Raw genomic sequence first — 16,449 nt, 5'->3', positions numbered from 1 at the left:
TGGAGACGGTATAATGGCAAGATATCTTGGGCCAAAGTGCAAGCTGTCACGCCGTGAAGGTACAGACCTGTTCTTGAAGAGTGGTGTCCGTGCACTGGATAGTAAGTGTAAAGCTGAAACTGTTCCTGGTGTACATGGTGCTCGTCGAGGTCGTCTGTCCGATTACGGTCTACAGCTTCGTGAAAAACAAAAAGTACGTCGTATTTATGGTGTACTGGAACGTCAGTTCCGTAATTACTACAAAGAAGCCGCTCGTCAGGCTGGTTCAACAGGTGAAAACTTGTTGCAACTGCTTGAAGGTCGTCTGGATAACGTAGTTTATCGTATGGGTTTTGGTTCTACACGTGCCGAAGCTCGTCAGGTCGTATCACACCGCCAGATCACTATTAATGGTCAGGTTGTTAACATTGCATCTTTTAAAGTGCAAGCGGGTGATGTGGTCGCAGTTCGTGAAAAAGCTAAGAACCAGTTGCGTGTTAAAAGCGCACTAGATCTTGCTTCGCAGCGTGCTCCAATTGAGTGGGTTTCAGTTGATGCTGGCAAAATGGAAGGCGTATTTAAAGCTATTCCTGAGCGTAGCGAATTGTCAGCTGACATCAATGAGCAGCTGATCGTTGAGCTGTACTCTAAGTAATTCATGAACTCTTGATTGGTGGAACTATGCAGCGTTCTGTAAATGAGTTTCTGAGTCCTCGTCATATTGATGTCCAGGAAATCAGTAACACACGTGCTAAAGTGACATTGGAACCGCTAGAACGTGGTTTCGGTCATACGTTGGGAAATGCCTTACGTCGTATCCTACTCTCTTCAATGCCTGGCTGTGCCATCACTGAAGTTGAGATTGACGGTGTCTTGCATGAATACAGCACAATTGAAGGTGTGCAGGAGGATGTCATTGAGATTCTTCTTAACCTTAAAGGCGTTGCTATCACGCTACACAATGGCGAAGAAGCAACTCTGACATTGAGCAAATCAGGCTCAGGTGCTGTAACAGCTGGTGATATTCAGTTGAACCAGGATGCAGAGATTGCAAATCCCGACCACGTGATTGCTCACCTGAATTCAGGTGCGACTCTGAATATGCAGCTTAAGGTAACCAACGGACGTGGTTATGTGCCTGCTGACACTCGCACTAATGACGAAGACGAAACTCGTGCTATTGGTCGTCTCCAGATGGATGCTTCTTATAGTCCGGTACGCCGTGTTTCTTATGTTGTCGAAAGTGCTCGTGTGGAGCAGCGTACTGACCTAGATAAGCTGGTTATTGATATCGAGTCAAATGGTACGATTGATCCTGAAGAGTGCATTCGTCGTGCAGCTACAATCCTTCAGCATCAGTTGTCTGTTTTTGTTGATCTTGAAGATGCAGCTGATCAGGCGAAAGATGAGCCTGCAGAGCCGGAAGTTGATCCGATTCTGTTGCGCCCTGTCGATGATTTGGAATTGACGGTTCGTTCGGCCAACTGTCTGAAAGCAGAGCAGATTTACTATATTGGTGATCTGATTCAGCGAACAGAAGTTGAGCTGCTGAAAACCCCAAATCTAGGTAAGAAGTCGCTGACAGAGATTAAAGATGTGCTTGCTTCCAAAGGTCTTTCTTTGGGCATGCGTCTTGAAAACTGGCCTCCGGCTAGCCTGAAGAACGACGATAAAATCGCATCGTAAGATGCGGTTTTAACTGACCAAGTTGGTAAGGAATTTATAATGCGTCATCGTAAATCTGGTCGCCATTTAAATCGTACCAGCTCGCACCGCAAAGCGATGTTCAAGAACATGGCATGCTCATTATTTGAGCATGAACTGATCAGAACAACTTTGCCAAAAGCGAAAGAACTTCGCCGCGTAGCTGAGCCACTGATTACTCTGGCGAAAGAAGATTCGGTTGCAAATCGCCGTTTGGCATTTGACCGTACTCGTAGTAAAGAAGCTGTTGGTAAGCTTTTCACTGACCTAGGACCTCGCTATGCGAACCGTCCAGGTGGCTATATCCGCATTCTGAAATGCGGTAACCGTCCAGGTGATTGTGCTCCTATGGCTTATGTTGAACTAGTTGACCGTAAGGTAACTGGTGCAGCTGAAGAAGTTGAAGGTTAATTAATTAGTCTTCAAAAAAAACCCGGCCTTGGCCGGGTTTTTTATGTCTGCTCTATTATTTCAATAGAGGCTTCAAGAAACGAGCGGTGTGTGAGTCTGAGTTATTAGCAACATCTTCAGGTGTTCCAGTCGCTACAATCATTCCTCCATTTATTCCGCCTTCTGGACCAAGATCTACTATCCAGTCAGCTGTTTTAACCACATCAAGATTGTGTTCAATTATCACTACTGTGTTGCCGTGATCTCTCAACCTTGAGAGAACAGACATCAGTTGTTCAATATCGTGGAAATGTAACCCAGTTGTTGGCTCGTCAAGAATGTACAGGGTTTGGCCTGTGTCTCTTTTAGAGAGCTCTTTTGCAAGTTTTACGCGCTGTGCTTCACCACCAGAGAGCGTTGTTGCTGCTTGTCCAAGGCGAATATAAGACAGACCCACATCCATTAATGTTTGTAAGCGTCGAGCGAGTGCAGGAATGGCATCGAAAAACTCTCTTGCATCCTCTACAGTTAGCTTAAGTATTGCGTCAATACTCTTGCCCTTGTATTCGATCTCCAGTGTTTCACGATTGTAACGTTTGCCTTTACAGACATCACATGGCACATAGATATCTGCTAAGAAGTGCATTTCTACTTTGATAACCCCATCACCCTGACAGGCTTCGCAGCGTCCTCCTTTAACGTTAAAGCTGAAGCGTCCTGGTTTATAGCCGCGAGAGCGTGCTTCTTGTGTGCCCGCGAGTAGCTCTCTTATCGGTGTGAAAATGCCAGTATAGGTAGCGGGGTTTGAGCGTGGTGTTCGGCCTATAGGGCTTTGGTCAATATCGATAACCTTGTCCAAGTGCTGTAGACCGTCTATTGATTCATAAGGTGCCGCATCAAGCGTTGTAGCGTGATTCAACTCAGTGGCCGCGAGAGGGTATAGCGTGTTGTTAATCAGTGTCGATTTTCCTGAACCTGATACACCGGTAATGCATGTCATGAGGCCAAGTGGAATTTTGATAGTGACGTTTTGCAGGTTATTGCCTGTAGCGCCTGAAAGCGTTAGCGTTTTAGAAGTATCAAAGGGGTGCCTTTCTTCTGGTATGGCGATGCACTTTTTACCAGATAAATATTGGCCTGTCAGTGATGCGCTATTATTGATAACTTCATCAGGTGTTCCGTAAGCGACAATCTCACCACCATGAACTCCGGCGCCAGGGCCTACGTCAATTACATAGTCGGCTAAGCGAATAGCATCTTCGTCGTGCTCTACAACAATGACTGTGTTGCCAAGGTCGCGTAAATGAACCAGAGTTTGCAATAGACGTTCGTTATCACGTTGGTGCAGTCCTATCGAAGGCTCGTCGAGAATATACATAACGCCGACTAAGCCTGCTCCTATTTGACTGGCGAGCCTGATACGCTGGGCCTCTCCGCCCGATAATGTATCAGCTTTGCGGTCAAGTGATAGGTAATCGAGCCCAACATTGACGAGAAATGATAGGCGCAGACGAATTTCTTTGAGAATTTTGTCAGCAATCTCTCCTTGTTTTCCGCTCAGTTTGAGGTTTTCATAATACTCAAGGCTGGCCCCGATCGGCATGGTGACCATCTCTGGAAGAGTGTGCTGATCTATATAGACGTGTCTAGCATCTCTTCTTAAGCGGCTACCCTCGCACGAAGGGCATGGTTGCATATTAAGGTACTTGGCAAGATCCTCTCTCACCATATCAGACTCTGTTTCTTTGTATCGCCGTTGCAGGTTGTTTAGTACGCCTTCAAAAGGATGTGACTTGGTGATTGTGTCACCACGGTCATTTAAATAGGTAAAAGGAACCTCTTCATTTCCAGTTCCCTCGAGTATGAGCGTTTGTTGTTCGCTGGTGAGCTGCTCGAATGGTGTATCGATATCAAATGAGTAGTGATTAGCCACTGCTTTTAACTGTTGGAAATAATAGAGGGTTCTTCTATCCCAGCCACGAATAGCGCCTTCTGAAAGAGTTAAACTAGGGTCTTGAATAACTTTATTTGGGTCAAAAAATTGTTTAACGCCGAGGCCATCACAGCTAGGGCATGCGCCGTGTGGGTTGTTAAATGAAAAGAGTCTAGGTTCGAGTTCTTGAATGCTATGGCCGCACTCGGGGCAGGCAAAGCGAGAGGAGAATATAAGATCTGCGGCCTCGCCATCCATATAGGCGATGCGAGCAATACCGTCGGTTAGGTTGAGTGCCGTTTCAAACGACTCTGCTAGGCGTATTTGCAGATCATCGCGTACCTTGAATCTGTCAACCACGGCTTCTATCGTGTGTTTTTTCTTTTTGTCTAATTCAGGTGCGCTGTCTAAATCAACAACGATGCCGTCAATTCTAGCGCGGACAAAGCCCTGTTTTCTTAGGTCGTGTAAGGTATGTAAATGCTCACCTTTGCGGCCCTGTATAACTGGCGCTAGGAGCATTAATTTGCTGCCCTCTTCTAAAGTCAGGACCTGATCAACCATTTGGCTGACCGTTTGTGCTGCCAGAGGTAGGTTGTGGTCTGGGCAGCGTGGTTCGCCGGCTCTAGCAAATAGCAGACGTAAGTAGTCATAGATCTCAGTAATTGTGCCGACAGTAGATCGTGGATTGTGTGATGTTGATTTCTGCTCGATGGAAATGGCCGGCGATAATCCTTCAATATGATCTACGTCTGGCTTTTCCATCATGGATAGAAACTGCCTGGCGTAAGTAGATAGGGACTCAACATAGCGTCTCTGGCCCTCTGCATATAATGTATCGAAGGCTAATGATGATTTTCCAGAACCGGAGAGGCCTGTTATCACCACAAGTTTGTCGCGTGGGATATCCAGGTCAATGTTTTTCAGGTTGTGGGTGCGTGCACCGCGAACCAGAATAGTGTCCATGCTTACTCCAAGAGGAATACAAAAGAGATCGATTATAAAGTACTCAGGGGCGGCAGCGCTATGTGTTCTGTTTCTTATAAATGAATCTGTTCTATCTGGCGTGCTTCGTATAATTTTATATGTCCTCTGTGGTATGCTTTATAGAAATATGTAATGGTTTCCCTCGTTTGTAGGGGCTGATTTATCTGACGGAGAGAAGCATGGCACGTGGTGTAAATAAAGTAATATTGGTAGGTAATATGGGTGGTGATCCTGAAGTGCGTTACATGCCGTCAGGAAATGCTGTCACCAATGTTACGTTGGCCACCAGTGAATCTTGGAAAGATAAACAAACGGGGCAGAATCAGGAGCGTACTGAGTGGCACCGCGTTGTGTTCTTTAATAAATTGGCAGAAATTGCTGGCGAGTACCTGCGTAAAGGCTCGCAGGTTTATATCGAAGGCGCGTTGCGTACTCGTAAGTGGCAGGATCAGAGCGGCGCAGACCGTTATACAACTGAAATCGTCGCTAGTGAAATGCAGATGCTGGGCGGTCGTGGTAATAACAATAACGATGCTGGCTATTCGCAAGATCAAGAGTATAACCAGGCTCCACAGCAGTCTCGCCCACAGAGCGCACCACAGCAGTCTCGTCCTCAGCAGAGTGCTCCTTCGCAGCAGAGGCCGCAGCAGGCTCCGCAACAGCAAGCAGCGCCAGCACCAAATTTTGATGATTTTGACGATGATATTCCGTTTTAGACCCTGTTTCATGTAAAGTGTAACGTTTTATAAAGCGTATTTAATTGAAAGCCTCGCATTAGCGGGGCTTTTTTGTGGGACTAGTAAGTGTTCTGTCTGTAAGTTGTTACGCTATTTAATTCAAAATACATGTTTGTGTGTTTTATTGGTCGCATATTATTGTTTTTGTTCATTTATATTAATTTGCATGTTAAAAATAAACTTTATTGGATTAGGTGTTAGAGAAGCATGACTGAGTGGACAAAGCTTTTGCCGATTAAAGTGTTAGTGACCGGCGGCGATGGGCAGGTTGCTCATGATTTGGTATTACTCGGTGAGCAAGATAATCATTTTGAGTTTATCTGCTTAGGGCTTTCTGCTTTGGATGTCACATCCCCTGATGCTATTCAACAGGCATTAGATCGTTACATGCCTGATTATGTTGTTAATACAGCGGCATTTAATAATGTTGATGCCGCTGAGCACGAGCCAGAACGCAGTTTCTGTGTGAACCGTGATGCAGTAAAAAGCCTTGCTGTTGAATGCGGAGCTCTGTCTATACCGTTAATTCACCTGTCGACTGATCATTTGTTCGATGGGCATTATGCTAGCGGTTATAGTGAAGATGATGATGTTTCTCCGTTGGGCGTATTTGGAGAGAGTAAGCGTCAAGGTGAAGACCTGCTTCGCCAGTATCAGCCAAAACACATTATCTTACGTGTGAGTTGGGTTTTTAGTGCTAGAGGTGATAATTACCTGCTACGTACACTTGAAAATGCTCGCAAGCAGGCGGCGATTGAGACTGCGGATGATCGCCAAGGATGCCCTACCTCAGCGACTGATGTTGGGCGTGTGATTTTAGCTATGATTAAGCAGCTAGAAAATGGAGCCGATGCTTGGGGTACCTATCATTACTGTGGTGCAGAAGTCACTACGCGTTATCGCTTTACAGAGGCTATTTTGGCGGCGGCCGGACAATACGAAGCATTGAAAACAATAGACCTTGTTCCAGTGCCTTCGCGCGCTCTGCATGTGGAAGTAGAGCGGCCAGCATCGTCAGTGTTGAAGTGTAAAAAACTGCTCAGTACGTTTGGTATTAGACAGCGTCCTTGGCGCAGTGAGCTGGTAGCTGTCTTGCGCCAGATTTATCAAAAAGACACTTGATTGCAATCGGTTAGCTCCAAGGCGCTGCGTTATGAGTAATGGCGACGCTTAAAATATATGTAACGCAAAGTAGTGCTAAAACAAACGCACTGATGCGAGTTGTTTTGGTTTTTCCACGTTTTAGAGCGATACTGCCAAGAATAATATACAGAACTAAGCCTGCGACCTTTGCCGATAGCCAGTCAGCCTGAATAGGGTATTGGTTGATGATAAAGGTCAGAGCAATAGCGCTGACTAGTAATATGGTATCTATGATATGCGGTAGAATTTTTACCAGCTTTTTTTGTAGCCACTGAGCGTCAAAAAGCATACCTGCACCGCGCACCAAAAAAAATAGAATACTTAAAGCGACGCTGGTCAAGTGAATATGTTTGATGAGCGGGTATAGTTCTGACATGAGTGTTTCCTGTTGGGCATTATCCGGGGTATTAAATGTACTTGTTTTAGAGGCTGCAATTATAACGGTGTCGCGGTAGGAAATGATATGAGGAGTTTGAAATGTCAGTTGTTGATAATCCTGATTTAATGCCGATTAGTGATGCATTATCAGCCATTTTGCAAATGGCACCTAAACCTACTGAAACAGAGGTTGTGTATTTGGAGCATGCCGTTGGTCGGGTTTTGGCTGAATCACCTATTGCTGCTGTTGATGTGCCTCCTGCTGATAATAGCAGTATGGACGGTTACGCAATTAACTCTTGCTCGATAAACGAGGGCGGTAAAACAACATTTGCTGTTTCTCAAAGAGTTCCGGCAGGAAGGGCGCCTCAACCGCTTGTCTCAGGTACGGCTGCACGCATCTTTACGGGTGCTGAAATTCCACAAGGTGCTGATGCTATCGTTATTCAAGAGAATGCTCAGTTTGATGGCGAAAAAGTAGTTATGGATGGGCCGGTGCAAGTTGGTCAAAACATTAGAGCTAAAGGTCAGGATATTAAAGTAGGGCAGGTTTTTCTGGCTAAGGGAGTGCGGCTGCAGGCTGCTGATGTGGGTGTGCTGGCCTCAACAGGGCTCGATAGTATTGCTGTTTTTCGGCCAATAAAGGTTGCCATCATATCGACAGGTGATGAGTTGGTTAGTCCCGGTGAATCACTGGCACCAGGGCAAATTTATAACTCCAATCGATTTGTGCTGGCCTCTTTGTTAACTCAAATGGGTTGTGTGCCTATTGATATTGGTAAAGTAGCAGATACCGCAGAGGCTGTCGAAGAGGCGCTGGAGCAAGCCGCTGAACAAGCTGATTGTATCATCAGTACGGGTGGTGTCTCTGTTGGGGAAGAGGATCATGTGAAGCAGTCCGTTGAGAGGCTGGGTAAGCTAGATGTATGGCGCTTAAAGATAAAGCCAGGAAAACCATTAGCGTTTGGTAGTGTTAAAGAAACGCCTTTCTTTGGGCTTCCCGGAAATCCTGCTTCGGCGCTCATCACTTTTTGCTTATTGGCGCGGCCTTTTTTAATACGCATGCAGGGAGCTGGCTATGCGTTACCTTTAGCATTTAATGTGCCTGCTGACTTTGAACATTTAAAGTCGGGGAATCGTCAGGAATACATGCGTGCAAGGATGGAGCAAGGGCGTATAGCTGTGTTTCATAATCAGAGTTCGGGCATCTTGTCTTCGGCGAGCTGGTCTAATGGATTAGTGGTCATTCCGCCTGGAAGTGTGGTGCACAAGGGTGATTTGGTTAGCTTTATACCCTTTTCGGAGCTGTTGGGGTGATATTATTGGGTTTGGCGTGAAATAGCGGGTAAAATGCGCTGTTTATTGGTTGATTAGAGATCTTGATGCAAGTGAATACACAGCAAGACCCATTCAAAGAAATGCGCCCTTATAATGATCGTGAAGTTGAAGCTGTTTTACAGAACTTGCTGTATGACAATGAACTGATAAGCGCAATTACTCATTATCAGTTTCCTTCTTTGCCGGGCTGGTTAGCTAAATTTCTCAAGCCTTTTGTTCGCATTGGTTTGGCACGTGAACTCGGCGATATTCAATCAGTAAAGCAGTTTCAGCAAGCTATTGCTAAATACATGGCAAAAATGATTGCCAGAACAACCACTCGTTTGACGTGTTCTGGTATGGAAAATCTTGAAGGCGACGAAGCCTATTTATTTGTGTCTAATCATCGTGATATTGCTATGGATCCAGCATTTGTCAATTGGACACATTACCAGCAAGATCTTCCTACCGTGCGGGTCGCAATTGGCGATAATTTGCTGAGTAAGCCTTATATATCTGATTTAATGCGATTGAACAAAAGCTTTATCGTCAACCGTTCGGCTAAAGGCCCGCGTGAAATGATGGCTGCGGTTACTCAGTTATCCGCTTATATTGACCATAGTATCCAGGAGGGTGAATCGGTCTGGATTGCGCAGCGGGAAGGGCGGGCTAAGGACGGAGACGATAAAACGGATCCTGCTCTTCTAAAAATGTTTTATGTGAGTCAGCGTAAACAGCGTAACTTCCCTGAAGCGGTTAAGCGATTGAATATTGTACCTGTGTCGATCTCTTATGAATTTGACCCTTGTGATCGAGCTAAAGCAATTGAGCTTGCGGCACGAGAAAGAGAGGGTGTTTATGAAAAAGGTGAGCATGAAGATATAGAGAGTATCGTTCAGGGAATTACAGGTTTTAAAGGCGCGGTGCATATTCATTTTGGTGATGTAATTGTTAATGATTACGAAGCGCCGGAGTTGCTGGCAGCAGAGTTGGACCGCCAGATACATCAAAACTATTTTTTGCACCCTTCGAACTATATTGCAGCAGGCCTTCTAGAAGAGGCGACAGAAGAGCAGCAAGCGGTATTTGAGAAGCGCTTTGAAGGGCTGGGTTCACGTGAAAGTGAAATTATGCGAAATATATATGCTAATCCTGTGTTTAATCATGAATCAAAGAAGGTATAGCTTGTGAGTAAATTAACCCATTTGGATGAGCAGGGTCACGCCCATATGGTAGACGTTTCTGAGAAGGCGGTTACTACTCGTGAGGCGCGTGCTTACGCAGAAATTTTGATGTTACCAGAAACACTGGAGATGATAGTCTCTGGTGGGCATAAGAAGGGTGACGTACTGGCTGTCGCTAGAATTGCTGGTATTCAAGCCGCTAAGCGCACCAGTGACCTTATACCTTTGTGTCATCCGCTCATGTTGACGAAGGTTTCTGTAGAGCTGGTACCTGATGTGGAGAAATCTGCAATTTGTATTAGTACGCTGTGTCGTTTGTCTGGTCAGACAGGGGTTGAGATGGAAGCATTAACGGCCGCGAGTGTTGCTGCTTTAACCTTATATGATATGTGCAAGGCTGTTGATAAAGGGATGGTGATCTCTGAGGTAAAATTGATAGAAAAAAAAGGTGGTAAAAGCGGTCATTGGAAAATTGAGGGGTAAATGATGTTATCACTCGTTTTTTTTGCCAGCGTGCGTGAGCAGCTGGGAGTAGGACAGGTTGATCTGGAATGGGATGCGAATCTATCTACGGTGGCGCACCTCTTAGCGGCTTTGGTGAAAGAGGAGGGTGATGCATGGGAGCGGGTTCTGATGCGACCTAATCTGTTGGTTGCTATTAATCAAGAGATGGCGAGTCTGGAAGCTTCCATTAAAGATGGTGACGAAATTGCTTTTTTTCCGCCGGTAACAGGCGGGTAATTAATGTCTAAACAGGGAAAACCAATGCTGGGATATTTTCGGGCAGCGCTTTATTACATGGCATTTTATCCGGCGACAATCGTTTATAGCTTGCTTTGTGTGGTAGTTGCAAAGCCTTTGCCATTTGCCCAGCGCTTTAAATTTGTAACCCAAATTAACTACTTTTATATAGCATGGTTGCGCATTTGTTGTGGTGTAAAGCTGCAGGTTGATGGGCTGGAAAACCTGCCTAAAGATGGGGCGTATGTTGCTATCGCTAATCATCAGAGTGAGTGGGAAACTATCTACTTTCAAACCTTGATTCGTCCGCAGTGTGTTGTCTTGAAAAAAGAGCTGCTGAAGATGCCATTTTTTGGTTGGGCGCTGGGGTTGTTAGATCCTATCGCTTTAGATAGAAGTCAGAAGCGTGGCGCGTTGAAAGAGTTATTATCGCAAGGAAAAGACCGTTTAGGTAAGGGTATTCCGATTGTGATCTTCCCTCAAGGAACGCGCCTGCCTGTGGGTGAGAGAGGTAAGTTTAATAAAGGTGGTGCTATGCTGGCGGTTAGTTCGGCTGTGCCTGTGGTTCCTATTGCCCATAATGCTGGAGTGTATTGGCCGGGGAAAAGTTTTCTCAAATATCCGGGAACGATACAGTTACGTATTGGTAAGCCGGTGCTGTCTGAGGGACGTAGTGTTGATGAGGTGCATACTGAGTCAGTTGCTTGGTTGCTTGAGCAGATGGAGCAACTTGAAGCGCTGGAAGTTAAAAAAGTGTAAAGCTTATTATAAAAACAAAAAACCGCAATAGGCGGTTTTTTATGCGTTTCAGATATTAGCCGTCAAAGCGCTGGAATACCAACGTAGAGTTGGTGCCTCCAAAGCCGAAGCTGTTTGACATGACGCGATCTAGTTTAACATTGTCTTTGCGTGTTGTGACGACAGGCATGCCTTGTGCTGCTTCATCGAGCTCATCGATATTGGCAGAGGCACAGATAAAGTCATTTTCCATCATTAGAAGGCTGTAGATGGCTTCCTGAACGCCAGTAGCGCCAAGAGAGTGTCCTGTTAATGACTTGGTTGAGCTAACAGGAGGCATCTCATCGCCGAAGGTGTTCTTCATTGCTTTGAGCTCCTGAATGTCTCCAGCGGGCGTTGATGTGCCATGAGAGTTGATGTAATCAATAGACCCATCAACTGTGCTCATTGCTTGCTGCATGCAGCGCATAGCGCCTTCGCCTGAAGGTGCAACCATGTCGTAGCCATCAGATGTCGCGCCGTAGCCCACGAGTTCGCCATAAATTTTGGCGCCGCGTGCTTTGGCGTGTTCAAGTTCTTCTATTACTAGCATGCCTGCACCGCCAGCAATGACGAATCCATCACGATTGGCATCATATGCACGTGAGGCTTTTTCAGGTGTTTCATTATATTTGCTGGATAGCGCGCCCATGGCATCGAACATTACTGTTAGTGACCAGTGTAGCTCTTCACCACCGCCAGCGAACACAACATCTTGTTTGCCTAGTTGGATCTGCTCCATTGCGTTACCGATACAATGTGCGCTCGTAGCGCAGGCAGAGGTAATCGAGTAGTTAATGCCTTTGATCTTGAATGGTGTGGCAAGGCAGGCTGAAACTGTGCTGCCCATGGTGCGAGTAACGCGATAAGGGCCAACGCGGCGCACGCCCTTGTTGCGCAAAATATCAGCACTTTCAACGATGTCTGCTGATGAGGCGCCACCTGAACCCGCGATTAAACCGGTGCGCACGTTAGATACTTGCTCTTCGCTGAGGCCTGCATCTTTAATGGCTTGGTCCATTGCAAGGTATGAATATGCTGCAGCATTACCCATAAAACGACGAAGTTTGCGATCAATTAACGCCTCTAGGTCGATATCAATACTGCCGGCTACATGGCTGCGAAAGCCTAGTTCTTTGTACTCTTCTTGAAATTTGATGCCTGAACGGCCTTCTTTCAATGAGTCGAGTACGGCTTCTTTATCGTTACCCAGGCAAGATACGATGCCCATTCCTGTTACTACAACGCGTCGCATATGTTGTATCTCCTGTTAAGAGGATCTTCTTCTTATTCGTTAATGGATAGTTCGTCCACTACCCGTCTCCAGTTTTCTTGGTATGACGGGCAGGACATTGTAATGGACTAGAAATTGTCTGTAGATGTAAACAAGCCTACACGCAGATCTTTAGCTGTATAGATAACTCGGCCATCAACTGAAACGGTTCCGTCTGCAATTCCCATTACTAGTTTGCGTTCAATTACGCGTTTTAGCTCAATGTGGTAAGTGACTTTTTTAGCTGTAGGGAGGACTTGTCCCGTGAATTTTACTTCACCTGATCCGAGTGCTCTTCCGCGGCCTTTATTGCCTCTCCACCCTAGGTAGAAGCCAACAATCTGCCACATTGCATCAAGTCCCAGGCAGCCTGGCATAACCGGGTCGGTTGGAAAGTGGCAGTCAAAAAACCAGAGGTCTGGATTGATGTCTAGTTCGGCAATAATTTCGCCTTTGCCAAATTGGCCTCCATCATCGGAGATGCTAGTGATGCGATCCATCATTAGCATATTACCTACTGGCAGGCGTGCATTGCCAAGGCCAAACATTTCACCGTGCCCGCATTTCAACAGGTCTTCGCGTTCAAAAGAGGATGCTTTAGTCATGTGGTAACTGTCTATCCCAGAGAAATTGTAGTCAAAATATCGGTTGATTATACCGGTTTGATGAGCTGTAGGCACGGCCTGAGTCAGGTAAATTAGTTAAAGATGTGGTTTTCTTACTAAAACTGTCGTTTTTTAGGTAGGAAAATACAGATAAATTGATGAATTTACCTGTATTTCAAGATGCCATAGTGCTGGGTTAAGTGTTTCTGTGCACAGCCATGTGGGCTAAAAGGGTCAGGGTTTCTTTGAATGACGAGTCTGGCAGTGCTGATAGTGCGTCGATGGCAAGGTCGGCTTGCTTTAAGGCGCTTTCTTGAGTGTATTCTATGGCGCCAGAGCTTTTTACGAGCGCTAGTATAGGTTCAAGATCTTCAAGTCCACCTTTGCGGATGGTTTGGCGAATAAGCTGACGCTCTTCCGCCGTTACAACCTTCATTGCTTGAATTAGTGGCAGTGTTGGTTTTCCTTCTGCTAAGTCATCACCCACATTTTTACCCATCTCTTCAGCACTGGATAGATAGTCCATGACGTCATCGATTAGCTGAAAGGCAATGCCTAGATGACGGCCGTAGTCGCGAAGAGCTTCTTGTTGTTTTTTGGGCGCATTGGCTAATATCGCGCCAACCTCGGTTGCCGCTTCAAAAAGCATGGCCGTTTTACCAATGATCACCTGCATGTAGGCTTCTTCAGAGGTGTCCGGGTTGCGGCAGTTTAAGAGCTGTAGAACCTCACCCTCGGCAATAACGTTGGTGGCGTTAGATATGACTTTCATAATATCCATGTCGCCAATTTCGACCATTATTTGGAAAGCGCGTGAATAAAGAAAATCGCCTACTAAAACGCTGGGCGCATTGCCCCACTTAGCGTTAGCGGTGTCTTTTCCGCGGCGCAGATCTGAATTATCAACGACATCATCATGCAGTAGTGTTGCTGTATGGATAAATTCGATAACGGCAGAAAGGGAAATATGATGTTTGCCGTTGTAGTTGCATGCATTAGCGGCAAGCAACACTAGTAGAGGTCTTAGGCGTTTTCCGCCGCTCTCGACAATATAATGGCCAATCTTTTCGACCAGAGGTACGTTTGATCCTAAATGATTGATTATATAGTCATTTACGGACTCGAATTGTGGTTCTATGGCTGGATTTAGCTGGTGTGGTTGCATGCGACAACTTTATAATATTGATGTGGACATTAGCGCGCATGCTAGGTGTTGATGAGCGGAGTGTCAAGAATTGGCGGTGTTACTGGTAAATTGCTTGAGTTATTGGCTCGATTGCTTTAAAATCTCGCGCCCTGAGCTTATCCAACTTAGCTCCCTACCATATGGGTTCGCCATTAGAAGTAGGTTTCGTTTTAGTAGCCGGATAAGCGTTAATTGGAGAAAGAAATGTTTGCAGTAATCGTAAGCGGTGGAAAGCAATACCGAGTACAAGAAGGGCACACTCTTAAGCTGGAGAAATTGGCAGCTGAAGCAGGTTCTACTATTGAATTTGATCGTGTTTTGATGGTTGGTAATGGTGATGACGTTAAAGTTGGTTTGCCAACTGTTGACGGCGCTAAAGTTACTGCTGAGGTGATTGGTAATGGTCGTGGCGCTAAGGTGTCAATTATCAAATTCCGTCGTCGTAAGCACAGCATGACTCGTCAGGGCCACCGTCAGTGGTTTACTGAAGTAAAAATCACTGGAATCAGCGCATAAGCTGAGTTGTCGGGAGATAGAAAATGGCTCATAAGAAAGCGGGTGGTTCTACTCGAAACGGTCGTGACTCACAATCGAAACGTTTAGGTGTTAAACGTTTTGGTGGTCAAGTTGTGATCGCAGGTAATATTCTTGTTCGTCAGCGCGGTACGCATTTTCATGCAGGTACTGATGTAGGCATCGGAAAAGATCACACTTTGTTTGCTAAAACAGACGGCGTGGTTAAATTCGAAGTTAAAGGCGCGAAAAACCGCAAATACGTCAGCATCGTTCCAGCGTAAAAACTGGCTTTGTTGTTGAAAAAGCTCCGCTGTGCGGGGCTTTTTTTGTTTATGAGCAGCCCTCGCGCTATGCTAAGGCGGAGTTGTTCTTGGGAGATAGAAGATGAAGTTTGTAGATGAAGCGACGATTACTGTAGAAGCGGGTAAGGGTGGTAATGGCTGCCTGAGCTTTCGTCGCGAAAAGTATGTACCCAAGGGCGGTCCTGATGGTGGTGATGGTGGTGATGGGGGCTCTATCTATATGGAGGCTGATGCTGGGCTGAATACGCTGGTTGATTTTCGTTTTACGAGAGTGCACAAAGCGCAAACAGGTCAGTCGGGGATGGGTAGAAACTGCTCGGGTAATAAGGGTAATGATTTGGTGCTGAAGGTGCCGGTTGGTACTACTGTTATCGATATAGATACTAATGAAGTGCTTGCTGATCTGACAGAGGTTGGTCAGGTGGAGAAAATTGCTCAAGGCGGATTTCATGGGCTGGGTAATACGCGCTATAAAAGTAGTGTGAACCGGGCGCCGCGACAGACGAGTAATGGTAGTGCCGGAGAATTTCGTAACATTAAGCTTGAGTTGAAAGTGCTAGCGGATGTTGGTTTGTTGGGTTTGCCTAATGCGGGTAAGTCTACCTTTGTTCGTGCCGTATCAGCGGCGACGCCAAAGGTGGCTGATTACCCTTTTACAACGTTGGTGCCAAGTTTAGGCGTTGTAAGAACGGAGCGTAATCGTAGTTTTGTCGTGGCTGATATTCCTGGGATTATCGAAGGGGCTGCCGAGGGTGCCGGTTTAGGGATTCGTTTTCTTAAGCATTTGGCGCGAAATCGTGTGTTGTTGCATATTGTTGATATGGCGCCGTGGGATGAGCAGACGTCTGCTGAGTCTGCCAAAGTAGTTGTTGAAGAGCTTGCTAAATTCAGTCCTACGTTGGCAGATCAGCCGCGCTGGTTGGTGTTGAATAAGCTGGATTTGGTGCCTGTCGAAGAGCATGAAGAGCGTTGTCAGTCTGTTATTGATGCGTTGGGTTGGGATGGTCCTGTTTATCGTATATCGGCGATTGATAAGGGTGGTGTTAAGCCGCTGATGATGGATCTGCAGAACTTCCTTGATGAGCGTGCGGCTGCTTTTCTTGCTGAGCCTGAGTTGCAGCAAGAGGAAAATGAAGTTCGTGCATTGGTGGATGCTGAAGCGCGTCTGCATATTGAGCGGCTGCGTCAGTCTATGCGTAAGAAGCGTGAAGCTGATCAGGATCTTGATATCGACGATGATGACTTCGATGATGATGATTATGATGTTGACGTGGAATATGTTCGCTGAATTTAGCAC

General features: G+C 46.0%; 18 protein-coding genes. 13 read left to right on the top strand and 5 right to left on the bottom strand.

Annotated elements, in window-relative coordinates:
* The first annotated feature begins 13 nt into the window (after positions 1-13).
* Genes rpsD through rplQ form a run of 3 tightly spaced genes read left to right on the top strand, consistent with a single transcriptional unit; the run spans position 14 to position 2,094 of the window.
* The gene (gene rpsD, locus NEJAP_RS17600) at positions 14-634 is read left to right on the top strand and encodes a 30S ribosomal protein S4 (RefSeq protein WP_028470373.1); all 621 of its coding nucleotides are present in this window, start codon (positions 14-16) and stop codon (positions 632-634) included.
* Positions 635-660: 26 nt separating this feature from the next.
* Entirely contained in the window at positions 661-1,665 is a 1,005-nt protein-coding gene (locus NEJAP_RS17595) for a DNA-directed RNA polymerase subunit alpha (protein WP_201348433.1), read from the top strand.
* A gap of 39 nt (positions 1,666-1,704) precedes the next feature.
* Positions 1,705-2,094: a 50S ribosomal protein L17 gene (gene rplQ, locus NEJAP_RS17590; protein ID WP_028470375.1), complete on the top strand. Its 390-nt coding sequence runs from the start codon at positions 1,705-1,707 to the stop codon at positions 2,092-2,094.
* Positions 2,095-2,149: 55 nt separating this feature from the next.
* On the opposite strand, the gene uvrA is transcribed toward rplQ, so the two are convergent.
* Complete coding sequence (gene uvrA, locus NEJAP_RS17585) at positions 2,150-4,972, bottom strand: excinuclease ABC subunit UvrA (RefSeq protein WP_201348432.1); 2,823 nt, start codon at positions 4,970-4,972, stop codon at positions 2,150-2,152.
* 200 nt (positions 4,973-5,172) lie between these two features.
* Between uvrA and ssb the strand changes: the two genes are divergently transcribed.
* The gene (gene ssb, locus NEJAP_RS17580) at positions 5,173-5,709 is read left to right on the top strand and encodes a single-stranded DNA-binding protein (RefSeq protein WP_201348431.1); all 537 of its coding nucleotides are present in this window, start codon (positions 5,173-5,175) and stop codon (positions 5,707-5,709) included.
* A gap of 228 nt (positions 5,710-5,937) precedes the next feature.
* Positions 5,938-6,852, top strand: a complete 915-nt coding sequence (gene rfbD, locus NEJAP_RS17575; protein ID WP_201348430.1) for a dTDP-4-dehydrorhamnose reductase — start codon at positions 5,938-5,940, stop codon at positions 6,850-6,852.
* A gap of 10 nt (positions 6,853-6,862) precedes the next feature.
* On the opposite strand, the gene NEJAP_RS17570 is transcribed toward rfbD, so the two are convergent.
* Positions 6,863-7,249 carry a SirB2 family protein gene (locus NEJAP_RS17570; RefSeq protein WP_201348429.1) on the bottom strand — a complete coding sequence of 129 codons (387 nt, stop codon included), beginning with the start codon at positions 7,247-7,249 and terminating at the stop codon, positions 6,863-6,865.
* 101 nt (positions 7,250-7,350) lie between these two features.
* Here NEJAP_RS17570 and glp point away from each other — a divergent pair, with 101 nt between their 5' ends.
* From glp to NEJAP_RS17545, 5 genes are all read left to right on the top strand, one after another.
* Positions 7,351-8,568 (top strand): gephyrin-like molybdotransferase Glp, encoded by a 1,218-nt coding sequence (gene glp / locus NEJAP_RS17565; protein ID WP_201348428.1) that lies wholly within the window; start codon positions 7,351-7,353, stop codon positions 8,566-8,568.
* Positions 8,569-8,633: 65 nt separating this feature from the next.
* The gene (locus NEJAP_RS17560) at positions 8,634-9,752 is read left to right on the top strand and encodes a 1-acyl-sn-glycerol-3-phosphate acyltransferase (RefSeq protein ID WP_201348427.1); all 1,119 of its coding nucleotides are present in this window, start codon (positions 8,634-8,636) and stop codon (positions 9,750-9,752) included.
* A 3-nt stretch (positions 9,753-9,755) separates the two neighbouring features.
* The gene (moaC, locus tag NEJAP_RS17555) at positions 9,756-10,235 is read left to right on the top strand and encodes a cyclic pyranopterin monophosphate synthase MoaC (protein WP_201348426.1); all 480 of its coding nucleotides are present in this window, start codon (positions 9,756-9,758) and stop codon (positions 10,233-10,235) included.
* A gap of 3 nt (positions 10,236-10,238) precedes the next feature.
* Positions 10,239-10,493: a molybdopterin converting factor subunit 1 gene (moaD, locus tag NEJAP_RS17550; RefSeq protein ID WP_201348425.1), complete on the top strand. Its 255-nt coding sequence runs from the start codon at positions 10,239-10,241 to the stop codon at positions 10,491-10,493.
* Between the two features lie 3 nt (positions 10,494-10,496).
* Positions 10,497-11,252 (top strand): lysophospholipid acyltransferase family protein, encoded by a 756-nt coding sequence (locus tag NEJAP_RS17545; RefSeq protein ID WP_201348424.1) that lies wholly within the window; start codon positions 10,497-10,499, stop codon positions 11,250-11,252.
* Positions 11,253-11,307: 55 nt separating this feature from the next.
* Here the strand turns inward: NEJAP_RS17545 and fabB are convergent, their stop codons facing one another.
* The 3 genes from fabB to ispB form a co-directional block, all read right to left on the bottom strand.
* The gene (fabB, locus tag NEJAP_RS17540; RefSeq protein ID WP_201348423.1) at positions 11,308-12,525 is read right to left on the bottom strand and encodes a beta-ketoacyl-ACP synthase I; all 1,218 of its coding nucleotides are present in this window, start codon (positions 12,523-12,525) and stop codon (positions 11,308-11,310) included.
* 107 nt (positions 12,526-12,632) lie between these two features.
* Positions 12,633-13,148 (bottom strand): bifunctional 3-hydroxydecanoyl-ACP dehydratase/trans-2-decenoyl-ACP isomerase, encoded by a 516-nt coding sequence (fabA, locus tag NEJAP_RS17535; RefSeq protein WP_028470386.1) that lies wholly within the window; start codon positions 13,146-13,148, stop codon positions 12,633-12,635.
* A gap of 196 nt (positions 13,149-13,344) precedes the next feature.
* Positions 13,345-14,313, bottom strand: a complete 969-nt coding sequence (gene ispB, locus NEJAP_RS17530; protein ID WP_201348422.1) for an octaprenyl diphosphate synthase — start codon at positions 14,311-14,313, stop codon at positions 13,345-13,347.
* Positions 14,314-14,538: 225 nt separating this feature from the next.
* Here ispB and rplU point away from each other — a divergent pair, with 225 nt between their 5' ends.
* The 3 genes from rplU (at position 14,539) to cgtA (ending at position 16,440) form a co-directional block, all read left to right on the top strand.
* Positions 14,539-14,850 (top strand): 50S ribosomal protein L21, encoded by a 312-nt coding sequence (gene rplU, locus NEJAP_RS17525; protein ID WP_201348421.1) that lies wholly within the window; start codon positions 14,539-14,541, stop codon positions 14,848-14,850.
* A 23-nt stretch (positions 14,851-14,873) separates the two neighbouring features.
* Positions 14,874-15,131 (top strand): 50S ribosomal protein L27, encoded by a 258-nt coding sequence (gene rpmA, locus NEJAP_RS17520; RefSeq protein ID WP_201348420.1) that lies wholly within the window; start codon positions 14,874-14,876, stop codon positions 15,129-15,131.
* Positions 15,132-15,234: 103 nt separating this feature from the next.
* The gene (cgtA, locus tag NEJAP_RS17515) at positions 15,235-16,440 is read left to right on the top strand and encodes an Obg family GTPase CgtA (RefSeq protein WP_201348419.1); all 1,206 of its coding nucleotides are present in this window, start codon (positions 15,235-15,237) and stop codon (positions 16,438-16,440) included.
* Positions 16,441-16,449: the final 9 nt, after the last annotated feature.

This window comes from Neptunomonas japonica JAMM 1380 (assembly GCF_016592555.1).
Taxonomy (GTDB): domain Bacteria; phylum Pseudomonadota; class Gammaproteobacteria; order Pseudomonadales; family Balneatricaceae; genus Neptunomonas; species Neptunomonas japonica_A.
The sequence above is the reverse complement of the archived record's forward strand: the minus strand, read 5'-3'. Positions and strand labels throughout refer to the sequence as shown.